This window comes from Virgibacillus dokdonensis, from assembly GCF_900166595.1.
Lineage (GTDB): Bacteria > Bacillota > Bacilli > Bacillales > Amphibacillaceae > Virgibacillus > Virgibacillus dokdonensis.
Genome location: NZ_LT745763.1, coordinates 2,173,209 through 2,189,742 on the forward strand (window position 1 = coordinate 2,173,209; position 16,534 = coordinate 2,189,742).

A 16,534-nucleotide genomic window follows, 5' to 3' on the forward strand; every position below is an offset into this window, starting at 1 on the left:
TAACAGCAGCACCTAATTAAGCCAATCAATCTTAGCCTTCATTAAATTTCATGTGAAGAAATTCACTATTCAATTAAATGTGTAGGTTTTCAACAAAAGTATTTGGCTATAAACATCCATCCTTTTATATGCGTATAAACAGCATACTAATTTAGTTTTAACTGCAAATCTTGAATTGTTAAGTAAATAAGATCATCTGTAGTAAAGTGCTCATTCTCCAACAACCTAACTGCATGCATACGAATAGCACTCTCTACCACGTTACGTACATAACGTGCATTGGAAAAGTTACGATTATTCGTGCGTGTTTTTTTTATTAAATGTGCTTTTAATTCTATTTCAGCATCTTTGGTAAGTTGATACTCGCGATCTGCTGCCATTCGTTTAGCGATTGAAAGCAATTCTCCAGCTTCATAATCACGAAAATCTAATATAAATGGAAACCTGGATTCTAAGCCAGGATTTAATGTTAAGAATCGTTCCATTTCGTATGGATAACCAGCAAGAATTAGCACAAAATCATGCTGATAATCTTCCATATGTTTTACCAATGTATCAATTGCCTCTTTACCAAAATCTTTCTCGCCACCACGCGCAAGTGAATAAGCCTCATCAATAAACAAAACGCCACCTTGGGCTTTCTGTATAATAGAGCGGGTTTTTTGCGCTGTCTGACCAATATATTCTCCTACCAAGTCTGCCCGTTCAGCTTCAATAAAATGGCCTTTAGATAATAAGTTCATATCATAGTATAGCTTAGCCAACTTTCTAGCTACCGTTGTTTTTCCTGTCCCAGGATTACCCTTAAAAAGCATATGCAATACTTGTTCATGATTCACTAACCCAAACTGCTTTCGCTTTTCATTGATGACGACCGTTGCATATATTTCTTTAATTCGTTCCTTAAGTTGCTTCATACCTACAAACGATGCAAATGCCTCATCAATATGATTAAATGGGTTGTTTTTTTTGTTCATTGCTTTTTTTTCTGTATATGTCAAATGCGAGGTGTTTTTTTCCTTTAAAATGATGTTTACTTGCCCATTTCGATTACTTATAAATTGTGTTTCCATGTCATCACCCCTCAGTAATATTTAGTATACGCCGCGATCCAAAAGGTGTGACATTTGCCTATTTTTTTAAAAATACAATTTAAAATATCAGATTTATCGCCAATTTTTATGGCGAAACAAAGCTGTGATTTTTCTTATACTATAAACCTTAAAACTTATATTTTCCTATAGCATAAAAAAACGAATGCACATATGCATCCGTTTTTTATAGTTATTCCTTTTCCAGCTCGACATTTTTAGCTGGTGAAAAGGTAGAAATAGCATGTTTAAAAATTAATTGCTGTTTACCATCTGTTTCAATTAAAACCGTGAAATTGTCGAATCCTTTAATAACTCCTCTTAATTGAAACCCATTCGTTAAAAAAATTGTGACAGCTATACGGTTTTTACGAAGTTGATTTAAGTATTGGTCCTGAATATTTACAGATTGAGCCATTATACTTCCTCCTCATTTCTATCTATACTATAATTAGTTCGACCTAGCTTTGAATAAATCCTGCAAGATCATCTAAAATATTTCTTAATTTTTCATCAATGGATACACTAGAAACATCATACCAAGATACATCCATTTTATTGCGAAACCAAGTATATTGCCTTTTGGCATATCTTCTAGAATTTTGCTTTAATGTTGCAATAGCTTCAGTTAAAGATATTTCGTTTTTGAAATAAGGGAGAAATTCTTTATAGCCGATCGCTTGCATAGATTGTTTATGAGCATATCCCCGACTATACAATTGATAAGCTTCTTCTACCAGACCTTTTTCTATCATATCATCTACACGCTTATTAATCCGATCATATAATTTTTCACGGTCCATTTCCAATCCTATGATTTTATAATCATACGGTGACTTTCCACTTTGCTGTTGCTGGTATTCTGACATTCGTTTTCCTGTTGTTTCATAGATTTCTAACGCACGCACAACACGCCGATAGTTGTTTGGATGAATTTTTTTTGCCTGTTGCGGATCAACTTTCCTCAACCTTTCATACAAAGGTTGGATGCCATTTAACTCTATTTCTTTATTTAATTTTTTAATCAACTCGTTATTACGCTGATACGCTGTAAAGTTATAGTTATAGAGGGCAGCCTGCACATATAAACCACTTCCGCCAACTAATATAGGTAATTTGTCCTTGACTGATATTATTTCTATGTAATGGTCTACATACTGTTTAAAATCAGCCGCAGAGAACGATTCATCGGGACGTTTTATATCAATCATATAATGTGGAATGTTTTTCATTTCATCCTTTGTCACTTTTGCAGTCCCAATATCCATTCCTTTATAGATTTGCATAGAATCTCCGCTAATAATCTCACCATTATAATGTTTAGCTATTTCAATACTAAGTTTTGTTTTACCTACCGCAGTTGGACCTACGATAGCAATAAGTTTTTTTTTCATTCGTATTCCCCTATTATGCACACGTTACTGTTTTAAATACGCTCTAAGCATCCAAGTATATTTTTCAAACGCTCCTTGTATATCAATAAGTAAATCTTCTGTAGGGCTGTCATTTAACTCTACAGCTTTTGGTAGCCCTTGTGTCTTAATTTCCATTATTATTTGCAGCAAATCTTGCAGCAACTGCTGCATTATTTCTTGTTCTTCATCATCTGCATTTGCTTCTTCTAAAGTTGATTCTTTCAAATATTTTACCATTGTAGCTAAAGGTTTGCCATCTATCATTAGTATACGTTCGGCTATCTCATCAATATCATGAGCTACCTTCAAGTACATATTTTCAAACTGCTGATGAAGAGTTAAAAAATTGCTTCCTTGAATAAACCAATGGTATCGGTGCAGTTTCACATAAAGAACAAATTGATTAGACAGTAATTGATTAAGAAAATTTACAAGCTGTTGATTTTTCACCATACACACCTCTTCCAGTTTTCCATAGTATGGTAAACTGAAAGCAACTTTATACATTTTCACATCACACGTTTAAACATTTTTTCTAATTCATAAGTTGAAAAATGAACGATAATAGGTCTTCCATGCGGACAAGTAAATGGGTCTGTAGTTTGTCGTAAATGTTCAAGTAATTGTGTCATTTCTTCATCATTTAAATAATGGTTAGCTTTAATAGAACGTTTACAGGACATTAAAATGGCCGCTTCTTCTCGAATCTTTTCCACATCAATCTTCTCATCTTTTATTAGCTGTTCAACCATTTCCCGAATAATTGCTTCTTCTTGTCCAGCAGGGAACCAGCTGGGGTGTGAACGAATAACATACGTTTGTTGACCGAATGGTTCGAAAAAAAGTCCTGCTGCTTGTAATGTTTCTTTATATGCCTCCACCCAAATTGCTTCTTCTTTAGAAAATTCAAATGTTAATGGAATAAGTAATTGTTGCAAATTATTCATAGGCTGACCGAGTTTTTGTTTAAAAAACTCATATTTCACTCGCTCTTGAGCAGCATGCTGATCAATCATGTACAGCCCATTTTCATTTTGCGCCAAAATGTATGTGCCTTGTAATTGTCCAATTGGATACATAATCGGAACACGTGGTTCAACTTTCTCGTTTTTCTCTTGTTCTGCTATTTTCTCACCTGTATCTGTGCACACATTCCTATCTATATACTCTTTTTCCTGCTGCATTTCACGTGCACGCTCTACGGGGGTTGGCTCCATTTCGTTGTCAGCAAGCTCAATATGATCACTTTCTTGCTTTCTAGCAGCCTCATTTAGCCCTTTAGATGAATTATTTTCAACAACTGGTTCACGAACGCCAGCCGGGTAATTCCACTGTCTAATATCCGGTTCTAGTTCTGAGCTAGAAGGTGTAAAATCAAAACTATGTTGTATAGACTTCGATTTAGGTACAGATTTACTTTCCATTTCAGGAATTAAGGTTGCTTCCCGAAATGTGTCTTTAATGGTTTGCTCAATTGCTTGATATAATTCTTTATCCTTACTAAAACGCACTTCTAATTTAGTGGGGTGGACATTAACATCTACCAGAATAGGGTCCATTTGTATAGAAAGAACAACAATAGGTGAACGTCCAATAGGCAACAATGTATGATAGCCTTGGATAATCGCTTTATTTAATGCAACGCTTTTTATATATCTTCCATTAATAATGGTTGACATATAGTTTCTAGAGGCTCTCGTTACTTCTGGTTTAGCAATAAATCCACCAATAGAAAAGTCGAGTGTTTCGTGCTTAACAGGTAACATATGCTTCGCTACATTCATTCCATAAACCTGAGAAATAACTTGTAATACATCACCTGTTCCTGCTGTTTTAAAGATGTTCTTCCCATTATGTGTGACTTCAAATCTTATTTGTGGATGTGACAAAGCCAAGCGATTTAACAGATCTGTAATATGCCCTAATTCTGTATGAATGGTTTTCATATATTTTAGACGTGCAGGCGTATTAAAAAATAACTCGGATACCATAATTTCTGTCCCTTTTCGTGCAGCTGATTTCTGTTTATCAATTAGTTTACCGCCTTCTAAAGTTAAACGAGTACCAGCGTGTTCTCCCGTTGATGTTTGGACCGTTAGTTTGCTGACAGAAGCTATACTTGCAAGCGCCTCACCACGAAAACCAAGGGTTCGAACGTGAAATAAATCGGTCTCATTCTTTATTTTGCTTGTTGCATGCCTCAAGAATGCTGTTTCACAATCTTCTTCTAACATCCCGTCGCCATTGTCAGTTACTTTAATAACTTGTAAACCCGCTTCTTTTATCTCAATTTTCACCCAAGTGCTGTTTGCATCAATACTATTTTCAACGAGCTCTTTCACAACGGATGCAGGACGCTCAACAACTTCACCTGCTGCAATTTTATTAGCGAGAGAATCTGGCATTTGTATAATTCGCATGCAAATAACTCCTTTTACTGCAAATTTCGTTTATTCCATCGTATAATCATAGTTTTTGGGTTCGGTTAAAAATGTAAATCTATCACATTTTTATTTTCGTGCCTTTTTTTGCAGTTGATATAACATATTCATCGCTTCTATAGGGGTTAAAGCAAATAAATCTATGTCTTTTAACTCTTGTACCACTTTTTCATATTGATTCTTATGTTTAGAAACTGGCTTCTCTTCTTCGGTAAAGAAAGACAATTGTCCCGTCCCCTCGACAGAAGCAGCTTGTTCCGTCTTCGCTTTGACTTCAGATTTAGCCTCCATGTTTCCTTCTAGTTCTTTTAAAATTTCACTAGCACGAGTAATTAAACTATCAGGTAAGTTTGCAAGCTTAGCTACATGGATACCGTAACTTTCGTCAGCAGGGCCTTCTTTAATTTGATGGAGAAATACAACATTCCCCTCATGCTCTTCCGCTCTAACATGAACATTTTTTAAGTGAGATAACGTATTAGCTAGATCTGTCAGTTCGTGATAATGTGTTGAAAATAGCGTTTTTGCTTGGATATGATTATGAATATATTCAATGATTGCCTGCGCTAAAGCCATTCCATCATATGTGCTTGTCCCTCTCCCAATTTCATCAAATAAAATCAAGCTCTGTTCAGTCGCATTAGTGATCGCATGATTTGCTTCGAGCATTTCCACCATAAATGTACTTTGACCAGCAACTAAATCATCTGCAGCACCAATTCGTGTGAAGATTTGGTCAAAAATTAAAAGTTGAGCCGATTCACAAGGGACAAAACAACCTATTTGTCCCATAATAACAGTTAATGCCAATTGACGCATATAAGTGCTTTTCCCTGACATGTTCGGCCCTGTTATTAGTAAAATATGATTTTGTGCATCTAAAATAATATCATTAGGTACAAAAGTGCCATCATCCATTACTTGCTCAATCACAGGGTGCCTGCTCTGTTTTATTTCCAACTTTTGTTTATCAAATGTAGGGCGAACATAATTGTTAGATTCACTCACAGTTGCAAACCCTTGTAGCACATCTACATAACTTACTTGTTCAGCTAAACGTTGCAATTCTGGAATAAACGCTTTAATTTGTTCGCGAATTTCAATAAAAAGTTGATATTCCAATTCGACGCTCTTTTCTTCCGCTTCTAATATAAGCTGCTCTTTTTCCTTTAATTCTGGTGTAATATATCTCTCAGCATTTGTTAATGTTTGTTTTCTTTCATAACGCCCTTCAGGAAGTAAATGCAAGTTAGCTTTCGTTACCTCAATATAATATCCAAACACGCGATTATAACCGATTTTTAATGATTTAATACCGGTTGCTTGTTTTTCTTTTTGTTCCAGTTCAGCAATCCACTGCTTTCCATTTCTTGATGCATCTCGATATGTATCTAATTGCTCGTTATAACCGTCTTTAATAATGCCGCCTTCTTTAATTGGAATAGGTGGGTCGTCTACGATGCTTGCTTCCAGTATATCTATGATTTTGGGTTCTATATATATATGGTCTGCTAATTTATAAAGTTCCTGCTGAGAGAATTGTTGTAAAAGTTGTTTCAGAACCGGAATCCTTTGTAGCGAACTCTTCAGTTGTTGTAAATCACGTGCATTGACATTACCGAAAGCAATTCGTCCCGCAAGCCTTTCTAAATCATATACCGATTTTAACGTTTCTCTTATTGCGTCTCGCTCCATAAACTGCGCATAAAAGCCTTCAACAATATGAAGCCGTTTTTCAATTTCCTGTGCGTTTAAAAGCGGGCGCTCTAACCATTTTTTTAACATTCTGGATCCCATAGCTGTAACGGTTTTATCGAGGACCCATAGTAAACTACCATACTTTTCTTTTTTCATTAACGTTTCCGTAAGTTCTAAATTCCGCTTTGAATACATATCTAATGATAAGTGATGCTGTAGTGCAATAACTTGTGCTTGTTGCATATGATCAAGCGAACGCTTTTGTGTGTGTTGAACATAATTTAGCAATCTGCTAAAAGCTGTCAATAGTCTTTCATCATCGATGTTTTCACATAAATTTCGATATTCTGCATTAAAGGTCACTTCATCCTGATAAGATAGAGTAACATGTAGCCTCGATTTTAACTGGTGTTGTAATTCCTCAGGCAACTTAGAGGAAACAACAATTTCTTTAATCGGTTGATTATATAATTCATGAATTACCCCGTCCCAACCATGTTCAATCAAAGCCAGTTGGTTTTCACCTGTCGACAAATCACTATATACTAATACATAGCTGCTATCAAAATGAGACAAACTGGCAATATAATTGTTTTCTTTTTCATTTAGCATGGCTTTTTCCATAACCGTCCCAGGTGTAATTAATTGAATCACTTCCCGTTTTACTACACCTTTAGCTGTTTTAGGGTCTTCTACTTGCTCACAAATTGCAACTTTATAGCCTTTTTCTATTAAAATTTTGATGTAATTCTCCGCGGAATGATAAGGAACCCCGCACATTGGAACAGGATTAGGACTGTTCGAATCCCGTTTTGTCAGCGTTATTTCTAACTCTCTTGCGGCTTGAATAGCATCCTCAAAAAACAGTTCATAAAAATCACCTAAACGAAAAAATAAGAACGCATCCTTATAAGATTCTTTTATATTTAAATATTGCTTCATCATTGGTGTTTGTTTTGCCATGTTTGTTCCTCCAAAAAACCGTAAATTATTCTTATGTCATTATAGCATACAATTAGCAGTACTTTCGATCATTCAAGTAAGAGCCCCTAACAGCATAAACCTTAAAAAAGCTTCATATCATCAATACCAAGCCAGCTTACGGTGATGAAACGGCATCGTTTTACTTATACGATAGAGCTAAATTTTATACTTTTCGATAGCCAAAAAAATTACGAGGAAGGTTTCTCCTCGTAATCCGGTTAATCTTTGTTTAAGAAATCTGGTTCTACTTCTTCCAATTCGTCATCTGTAAGTTCTACATCCCAAACTTCATCTTCGTCATCATCAACATATTCACGCTTTGGATCCACACGAACTGCAACTTTTGTATCTCCGATAATTTGGACAATAAATTCCCTTTCAATCTCTACTGCTATTTTATGCCCTTTGTTTTCAATTGTACAATTTAAGCAATTAGGCTGTTGAACAACTTTGGCTATTACATCAAAGTCATCATTTAAGCAGTTTTCATCTTTTATCGATAATGGTACTTTATCGCTGTAGGTAACCCTCTCGGTAATAGCTTCTGTTTTTGTGTTGTCATTATACGAATACCAAATGTTAATTTCGTAACTTCCATTTATCTCTACAGTATCTTGTGATTTTTTCTTTGCATTATACAAATGGTTAATAACCCAGCAACCTAAAATACTTGAAGGTCTATGTGATGGTGTAACGGAATGGGTTGCTTGCGAGAACTTACGACCTTTGCCACAAACCGCTTTCGTTATGATCTCTCTATATTCTTTATCTAAAAAAGACATAATTACCTTTACCTCCTCTTTTTTCATAGTCAGTTTATGCAAGACAAATACCTAAAGTGCATAATGAAAAGAAAAATAGAAAAGGAAGTAGGTAAAAACGAACAGCGTTAATACCAACTAGTTGCTTTAACTGAGAGATAAAAACTCTAGTTGGACGTTTAGGTGCAGCGTCTGTAGAAAAAATCAAGTAACAGATAACAGCACCTTACATTTTTTAATAGCAACCCACGGATTAAAACTTACTTTTTAATGGCTACAACCTGATTTTGTTCTTATCTTCGAACCTGTTTCTCCAGTTAAAACATCGCCACCTGTAGATTCAATTACTTGATTGGTAACTTCTCTTGCAATTGTAGCAGTAATTAACTGTAAAACATCATTAACAACAACTTGTATTTCTTTAAACTCCTGTACAACAGGAATTGCATCAATTTCTGATTGAAAAATATCCAGTTGTTCCTCTACTTTTTTTAAAGCTTCATGTTTTTCATAAGCTTGTAAATTAACAGCTTGCTTTTGTAATGCTTTAATCTTTGTTATTAATTGTTGTACTTTTTTATTTTCATTAATTTTCGCTTCCACTTGCTTAAAATGTTCAATTTCTTCTGTATTTGCTAACATATTCGCAAGTTTTTTCGCTTCATCCAGCACCTGTTTGCGCGTATACTCTGCCATTGTTATTTCACCCCTACTGTATTTTCAATCATAACACCATCTAAAGACCATGTTTTAGCTTCTGTAATTTTCACGTCTACAATCTGCCCAATTGCAGCCTTTGGTCCTTTAAAGTTAACGAGTTTATTTCTTTCCGTATACCCCGCTAGAACTTCTGGATCTTTTTTGCTTTCACCCTCTACAAGTACTTTTACGACTTGATCCTGATACGTTTTCATAGACGCAGCAGACTGCTTATTGACAAGCTCATTTAAGCGATATAGTCGTTGCTTTTTTACCTCTTCTGGAACATTATCTTTCTTCCTAGCTGCAGGAGTCCCTTCACGTGGTGAATAAATAAAGGTGTAAGCTGCTTCAAAACCAACTTCTTCCATTAAGGTCATCGTTTCTTCAAACTGCTCTTCCGTTTCGTTTGGAAATCCAACAATAATATCTGTCGTTAACGTTGCGTTCGGCATCGCTGCGCGAATTTTCCTAACGAGTTCTAAATACGATTCTCTCGTATATTTCCGATTCATTTTCTTCAAAATTTCACTACTGCCTGACTGGACTGGCAAATGAATATGATCTAACAAATTCCCCCCTTTTGCCAATACTTCAATTAAGCGATCATCAAAATCTCTAGGGTGTGATGTCGTAAAACGAATTCTTGGGATATCAATTTTGCGAAGTTCATCCATTAAATCACCTAAACCGTATGTCATGCCGTCTAAATCTTTTCCATAAGCATTTACGTTTTGCCCTAATAAGGTTACCTCTTTATAACCTTGAGCAGCTAAATGCCGAACTTCTTGGATGATATCTTCCGGAAGACGACTTCGCTCTTTTCCACGGGTCATTGGTACAATACAATACGTGCAGAACTTATCGCAACCGTACATAATGTTAACCCATGCTTTTATTTTTCCTTTTCGTGCTTTTGGAAGGTTTTCAATGACATCACCTTCTTTAGACCACACTTCAACGATTTTTTCTTTACCAAACATTGCTTCTTTCACAAGATGTGGTAACCGATGTATATTATGAGTACCAAAAATCAAATCAACATGCTGGTGTTTCTTCAATATCCGATTCACCACAGTTTCTTCTTGAGACATGCAACCACAAACACCAAGGATCAAATCTGGCTTTTCTCGTTTTAACGCTTTTAAATGTCCAATTTCACCAAATACTTTATTCTCAGCATTTTCTCTAATTGCACAAGTATTCAACAAAATAATATCAGCATCATTTGTTTCAGAAGTAGATGTATAACCCATTTCGGTAAGAATTCCAGCCATTACTTCCGTATCATGCTCATTCATTTGGCAGCCATATGTACGAATTAAAAACTTCTTTCCTTCCCCAATATTTTCCATGTCTTCGGGAATAGAAAAATCGTAATGGACATTCACTTTATCTCTTCCACGTTTACGTGCTTTATTTAAATTCGGTGGTTCATAAGTTGTTTTGAAATACTTGGAAATCAAATCTTCACTAGAAGTATTTTTAATACGCTCCATATTATCCATACCGGATTTTACGTCCGTTGGATTTGTTTCCTTAATTTGTGCTTGTTGCTTACGTTGTTGCTCGTTCATAATAATCTCCTTTCATTTTGTGTAAACCACAATAACCTTTTAGGGTCATGAATACTCACTTTATCAGATGACTTATTTGTTTACATTCATTCATTTATTATAAATGCTATATTCGAAATAAACAACAGTTGGCCTTTTGCTATAGGTTAGGAAAATGTCAAACAGTAGAATTTTAGCTTTACAATAACTTATAAGAGATTTGTAGACCGCATTTTTCCGAATGGCTACGAATTTTTGTAATAAAAATAGTGTTGCGTAAGTACGCAACACTTAATTAAACATATCTCATATAAAAAATTATCTGGGCTCTACAATTAATTTAATTGCTGTACGCTCTTCTTCATCAATTAAAATATCTGTAAAAGCCGGAATACAAATAAGATCAACCCCACTTGGTGCAACAAATCCTCTAGCAATCGCTACCGCCTTAACAGCCTGGTTTAATGCACCAGCTCCAATAGCCTGAATCTCCGCTGAGCCACGTTCTCTTAACACATTCGCAAGTGCACCTGCTACTGAATTTGGATTTGATTTTGCTGACACTTTTAATACTTCCACCACTAGTACCTCCTTCATTTAAACTATTCTAGTTCTACTTATACTATATTCTTGGAGATGTTAGCTTATTACCCTTATTATGCATTAATAATTCTTAACATTCAAATAATCTATCTTTAACATTTCTTCAATTACAGTTTATCCTCATAATTCTAGCGTGAATAGAAATAAACCAATACTCTTATGCCCTATTTCAATCCGTTTTATTTTTTGATTTGTCAAATTAAGCGAGACAACATGCTTTTATCAAAATCCTGACCGACATAATCTATGAAACACTCCATTGGTGTTTTGTATTTCAATGATTTCCTTGGTATGTTATTCCGTCGGAGTGCAACCTCAGAAATATACTCTTGTGACACAGGATTAAAGTCCATTTCTTTTGGTAGCCCATTCTTTCTCAGAAGACCGTTGGAATGCTCATTTAGCCCCCTTTGGGATGGCGTTCCAGGATCTGCAAAATAAATATCAACATCTTGTTCATTGCTGATGGATTTCCAATTGGAAAACTCTTTCCCGCAGTCAAAGATAATGGACTTAAATAAGTGTTTTGGTAATCGCTCAAACCATTGATTGAGCGATGTTTCAATATTGATTGCCTGTCTACCAGCTGGTTTAATTGCGATGATGCATTTTGTTAAACGCTCAACAAGCGTGATGACAGCGCTCTTGTGATGACGTCCCACAATGGTATCTCCTTCTAGATGACCAAATTCTTTCTTGTAATTTGGGTGATCGTGATCACGATCAAGGATGGTGCGGCGAAATTTTTGTTTTCCTCTTCTTTCCTGGTGACCATTTGGTTTGCGTTTGCCTTGCATAGGTAAATCATTTTGGTTAAATTCGCCTGATGAAAACTTTCGATAAAGCGTGCGCATGCTGCAGGAGATAGTCTTTTCGTTTCGTCCGATTATTACATCAGGCGTCCAGCCATCGCGGACTTTTTCATGAATATAAGCTTTTTCGTTAGGTGTTAATTGAATCTTTTTACGACCACATGTCGCTTTATTCGCTTGATATTGTAGATAAACGTCTATCGCAGTAAGTCCTTCTTTCAGTTGTCTAATAACACGATAAACAGCTTCATGGCCACGCTTTAATTTATTGGCAATTTTTCGACCAGAAACGCCGAATTCATGATATTCCTCTATGAATACCAGTTCTGTTTTGGTAAGATGGGTGTAGGACATGTCAGATACACTCTCCTTAACTTTGGTTGGTTATTCGTTGAGTATATCATGACATGTCTTTTTTGGTGTCTCGCTTAATTTTACAATCTAGGTTTATAAAAAATGCGACATACTAACCTTACATAAATGGATGATCTTCATTGATTAGAATACGCTCGATTTTATGGGCTTTTCCTGTTTTCGTATCAATAGTTACAACACAGCCATTTAATTGCGCTCTGCCCTGTTTTGGTACTTCAAAACGAACTGGCATAGATGTTAAAAAGCGTTGAATAACAGCTTCTCTTTCCATTCCCAAAATACCATCGTAAGGCCCTGTCATGCCAACATCTGACAGATACGCTGTACCATTTGGTAAAATACGCTCATCGGCCGTTTGTGTATGCGTATGTGTGCCAACAACAGCGCTCACTCGTCCATCCACATACCATCCAAATGCTTGTTTCTCACTTGTTGCTTCTCCATGAAAGTCAACAAATATAATGTTTGTACGTTGTTTTGCTTCTTTTATTAATCCATCTGCTATGGAAAAAGGGTCACGTATTGGTGGCAAAAAAGTTCTTCCTTGCAAACTAATTACAGCAACTTCAATGCCATTAATATTTACATATACGATCCCTTTACCTGGATTATTAGTTGGAAAATTTGCTGGTCGAATCATTTTGTTTGCGTTATCAATGAAATCATAGATTTCCTTTTTATCCCATGTATGATTTCCCATTGTAACTACTTGCGCGCCCCATCCTAGTAGCTGCTTATAAATTTTTTCTGTAATCCCTTTACCTGCAGCAGCATTTTCACCATTAACTATCGTAAGGCTAGGTCGATACTTTTCTTTCAATCTTGGCAAATAATATTGGACCATGTCTCTGCCAGGAGAACCAACAACATCGCCAATAAATAATATTTTCATGCTTGTCTCATCCTATCTATTTTCATATCATTAGTTTTTCATATCCATTAATGAATGTCAAAAATAAAAAGCAGTCCGAAGACCACTTTTTATTTAGCATATTCCACTGCTCGAGTTTCTCTAATTACTGTAACTTTAATGTGTCCAGGGTAGTCCAGTTCGCCTTCAATTTTCTTACGAATATCTCTTGCAATTCGAACGGATTCTACGTCGTCAATTTCATCTGGTTTTACCATAATTCGAATCTCTCTTCCAGCTTGAATGGCAAATGATTTTTCTACACCAACAAACGACTCCGAAATTTCTTCCAGTTTTTCTAAACGTTTAATATAATTTTCCAACGTCTCGCTTCTTGCTCCAGGTCTAGCCGCAGATAATGCGTCAGCAGCAGCTACAAGCACTGAAATAATGGAAGTAGGTTCTTCATCGCCATGGTGTGAAGCAATAGAATTGATAACAACTTCATGCTCTTTGTACTTCAAAGCAAGTTCTTTACCAATTTCCACGTGACTTCCTTCTACCTCATGATCAATGGCTTTCCCTATATCATGAAGCAGTCCAGCTCTTCTTGCCAACATTTCATCTTCACCAAGTTCAGCAGCAAGCAAACCAGCTAGATAAGCTACTTCCGTGGAATGTTTTAACACATTTTGTCCATAGCTTGTCCGATATTTCAAACGCCCAAGAATTTTAATTAAGTCTGGATGTAAGCCGTGCACTCCCACTTCAAACGTTGTCTCTTCACCAATTTCTCGAATATGATTATCCACATCACGCCTTGCTTTATCCACCATCTCTTCAATGCGAGCTGGGTGGATACGTCCGTCCTGAACGAGTTTTTCTAAGGCCAAACGAGCTGTTTCTCTTCGTATAGGGTCAAATCCTGATAGTATAACTGCTTCTGGAGTATCATCAATAATCAAGTCAATTCCTGTTAACGTTTCTAATGTTCTTATATTTCTTCCTTCTCGTCCAATGATGCGCCCTTTCATCTCGTCATTAGGAAGGTTGACAACGGATACTGTCGTTTCAGCAACGTGGTCAGCAGCACAACGCTGCAGAGCTAACGATAGGATGCTTTTAGCTTTTTTATCTGCTTCTTCTTTCGCACGATTTTCTGCCTCTTTAATAATTAGAGCAGATTCATGAGCAACTTCTTGTTCTACACGCTCTAAAATAATTTGTCTAGCCTGGTCTGTTGTATACCCTGAAATGCGTTCAAGCTCAGTTTGCTGCTCTTGTATCATAGCTTCCACTTTGCTTTCCATTTCTTCAATTTGTTGTTGTTTGTCTGCTAACGACTGTTCTCTTTTTTCTAAATTAAGTTCTCGCTGATCTAACGATTCACTTTTCTTGTCCAAATTTTCTTCTTTATGCATCAGACGATTTTCTTGTTTTTGTACTTCGTTTCGTCTCTCTCGAAGTTCATCTTCTGTTTGCTGCCGAAGTTTATGATTTTCATCCTTCGCTTCAAGAAGGGCTTCTTTCTTTGAAGCTTCTGCATTCCGATGTGCTTCATCAACGATTTGTTTAGCTAGCGTTTCGGCACTCGAAATTTTTGCTTCAGCAATAGACTTACGAATCAGATAACCAACAACAATACCGACGATTAGGATTACAAGCAAAATGGAGATGAGCATTAGACTGTCCATGATTTCACCTCCTCTTGCTATAAAGTTGTACATCAATTATTGTCGGCATGTAAAAGTTTCAATGCGTTAAATAACCATATAATATATCATATAGATGATAAATTTATACAAATTTAATTTTAATTGTGTATGGAGAGAATGTCAAGGAAACGTCACAACTTCATACAATATGTTGGTAAATAATGCTATAAAACATCCAACTAGCTATTGCGATTATTATTGTCTTGAGGACGTGTACATATCTCTATGTAATAGATGTTCTAAATAATGTCAAGGCGTTTGAGAATTGGTTAAATAGAACCTTTGTCGTAGCATTAAAATGTTCTCTTTGTGTTTATGCTACCCTCCTTTCATAGGAAAATAAAAAAATTAAAACCACCTCTTGCATTTAGCAATAGGTGGTTAGTAGATTACACATCTAAACTTTCTTGATTAAATTCTTTTGTTTCTTCTTCCTCTGGTTGATCATCCAAATTATAATGCTGCCTAATTAATGCGTGAATTTCCGCCTGCATATCTGTGTTCTCTTTCAAAAACTGCTTGGCATTTTCACGTCCTTGACCAAGCCTCTCTTCATTATAAGAGTACCAAGCACCACTTTTTTGAACAATATCTAAGCTAGAACCAATGTCTAGTATTTCACCCTCTTTAGAAATACCTTCTCCATACATTATATCTACTTCTGCTTGTTTAAATGGTGGTGCAACTTTGTTTTTTACAACTTTAATTCTTGCCTTGTTTCCTACCATATCATTTCCTTGCTTCAACGATTCAGCACGGCGAACTTCCAGACGTACAGATGAGTAAAACTTCAGCGCACGACCTCCAGGAGTCGTTTCCGGATTACCAAACATAACGCCCACTTTTTCGCGAATTTGATTAATAAAAATAGCCGTAGTCTTCGATTTGTTAATAGCACCAGATAGTTTTCTTAATGCTTGGGACATCAAACGAGCTTGAAGTCCAACATGCGAATCTCCCATTTCACCTTCAATTTCAGCTTTCGGAACGAGTGCAGCTACGGAATCAACAACAATAATGTCAACAGCACCACTACGAACTAGTGCTTCTGCAATTTCTAAAGCTTGTTCTCCTGTATCTGGTTGCGAGAGTAATAGCTCTTCAATATTCACGCCTAAAGCACGAGCATATGTTGGATCAAGTGCATGCTCTGCATCTATAAATGCTGCTTGCCCCCCCTGTTGCTGCGCTTCTGCTATAGCGTGTAAAGCTACGGTCGTTTTACCAGAAGATTCTGGTCCATATATTTCAACAACCCGCCCTCTTGGGTACCCACCAATTCCAAGTGCTACATCTAAAGCTAAGGAACCACTAGGTATCGTTGCAATTCTTTGTTCAGCTTGCTCCCCTAATTTCATAATGGAACCTTTTCCAAACTGCTTCTCTATTTGTTTTAACGCTGCATCTAAAGCTTGTTTCTTATCACTCAAAACGTCGCCCTCCTTTAATCATCTACTAACATCATACATGCTTTTCGCTTAATTGCCAAGCAAAAAGACGAATAAACGTTCTCATCATTAAAGTGAAAAACAAC

14 protein-coding genes are annotated in these 16,534 nt (G+C 36.1%); all 14 read right to left on the reverse strand.

The genetic code is table 11. The features are described from left to right. Window positions 1–146: 146 nt before the first annotated feature. Window positions 147–1,073 carry an AAA family ATPase gene (locus B2C77_RS11780; RefSeq protein WP_077703895.1) on the reverse strand — a complete coding sequence of 309 codons (927 nt, stop codon included), beginning with the start codon at window positions 1,071–1,073 and terminating at the stop codon, window positions 147–149. 211 nt (window positions 1,074–1,284) lie between these two features. Continuing rightward, on the reverse strand, window positions 1,285–1,509 hold the full coding sequence (gene hfq / locus B2C77_RS11785) for an RNA chaperone Hfq (protein ID WP_073004912.1): 225 nt from the start codon (window positions 1,507–1,509) through the stop codon (window positions 1,285–1,287). A 43-nt stretch (window positions 1,510–1,552) separates the two neighbouring features. Beyond that, a complete protein-coding gene (gene miaA / locus B2C77_RS11790; protein WP_077703898.1) occupies window positions 1,553–2,485 on the reverse strand; it encodes a tRNA (adenosine(37)-N6)-dimethylallyltransferase MiaA in 933 nt (310 codons plus the stop codon). A gap of 24 nt (window positions 2,486–2,509) precedes the next feature. Beyond that, window positions 2,510–2,956, reverse strand: a complete 447-nt coding sequence (locus B2C77_RS11795) for a Dps family protein (RefSeq protein ID WP_077706898.1) — start codon at window positions 2,954–2,956, stop codon at window positions 2,510–2,512. A 59-nt stretch (window positions 2,957–3,015) separates the two neighbouring features. Next, a complete protein-coding gene (mutL, locus tag B2C77_RS11800; protein WP_077703901.1) occupies window positions 3,016–4,926 on the reverse strand; it encodes a DNA mismatch repair endonuclease MutL in 1,911 nt (636 codons plus the stop codon). Window positions 4,927–5,016: 90 nt separating this feature from the next. Next, complete coding sequence (gene mutS / locus B2C77_RS11805) at window positions 5,017–7,608, reverse strand: DNA mismatch repair protein MutS (RefSeq protein ID WP_077703904.1); 2,592 nt, start codon at window positions 7,606–7,608, stop codon at window positions 5,017–5,019. A gap of 239 nt (window positions 7,609–7,847) precedes the next feature. Beyond that, window positions 7,848–8,411, reverse strand: coding sequence for an outer spore coat protein CotE (locus B2C77_RS11810; protein ID WP_077703907.1), 564 nt, complete (start codon window positions 8,409–8,411; stop codon window positions 7,848–7,850). 246 nt (window positions 8,412–8,657) lie between these two features. Next, window positions 8,658–9,086, reverse strand: coding sequence for a YlbF/YmcA family competence regulator (locus B2C77_RS11815; protein ID WP_077703909.1), 429 nt, complete (start codon window positions 9,084–9,086; stop codon window positions 8,658–8,660). Window positions 9,087–9,088: 2 nt separating this feature from the next. Then, the gene (gene miaB / locus B2C77_RS11820) at window positions 9,089–10,666 is read right to left on the reverse strand and encodes a tRNA (N6-isopentenyl adenosine(37)-C2)-methylthiotransferase MiaB (RefSeq protein ID WP_077703912.1); all 1,578 of its coding nucleotides are present in this window, start codon (window positions 10,664–10,666) and stop codon (window positions 9,089–9,091) included. Between the two features lie 297 nt (window positions 10,667–10,963). Next, on the reverse strand, window positions 10,964–11,224 hold the full coding sequence (locus B2C77_RS11825; protein WP_073004934.1) for a stage V sporulation protein S: 261 nt from the start codon (window positions 11,222–11,224) through the stop codon (window positions 10,964–10,966). A 218-nt stretch (window positions 11,225–11,442) separates the two neighbouring features. Further along, window positions 11,443–12,414 carry an IS30 family transposase gene (locus B2C77_RS11830; protein WP_077703915.1) on the reverse strand — a complete coding sequence of 324 codons (972 nt, stop codon included), beginning with the start codon at window positions 12,412–12,414 and terminating at the stop codon, window positions 11,443–11,445. Window positions 12,415–12,532: 118 nt separating this feature from the next. After that, entirely contained in the window at window positions 12,533–13,327 is a 795-nt protein-coding gene (locus tag B2C77_RS11835) for a TIGR00282 family metallophosphoesterase (RefSeq protein WP_077703918.1), read from the reverse strand. 89 nt (window positions 13,328–13,416) lie between these two features. Next, complete coding sequence (gene rny, locus B2C77_RS11840; protein ID WP_077703921.1) at window positions 13,417–14,979, reverse strand: ribonuclease Y; 1,563 nt, start codon at window positions 14,977–14,979, stop codon at window positions 13,417–13,419. 410 nt (window positions 14,980–15,389) lie between these two features. After that, window positions 15,390–16,430, reverse strand: coding sequence for a recombinase RecA (gene recA, locus B2C77_RS11845; RefSeq protein ID WP_077703924.1), 1,041 nt, complete (start codon window positions 16,428–16,430; stop codon window positions 15,390–15,392). Between the last annotated feature and the right edge of the window lie 104 nt (window positions 16,431–16,534).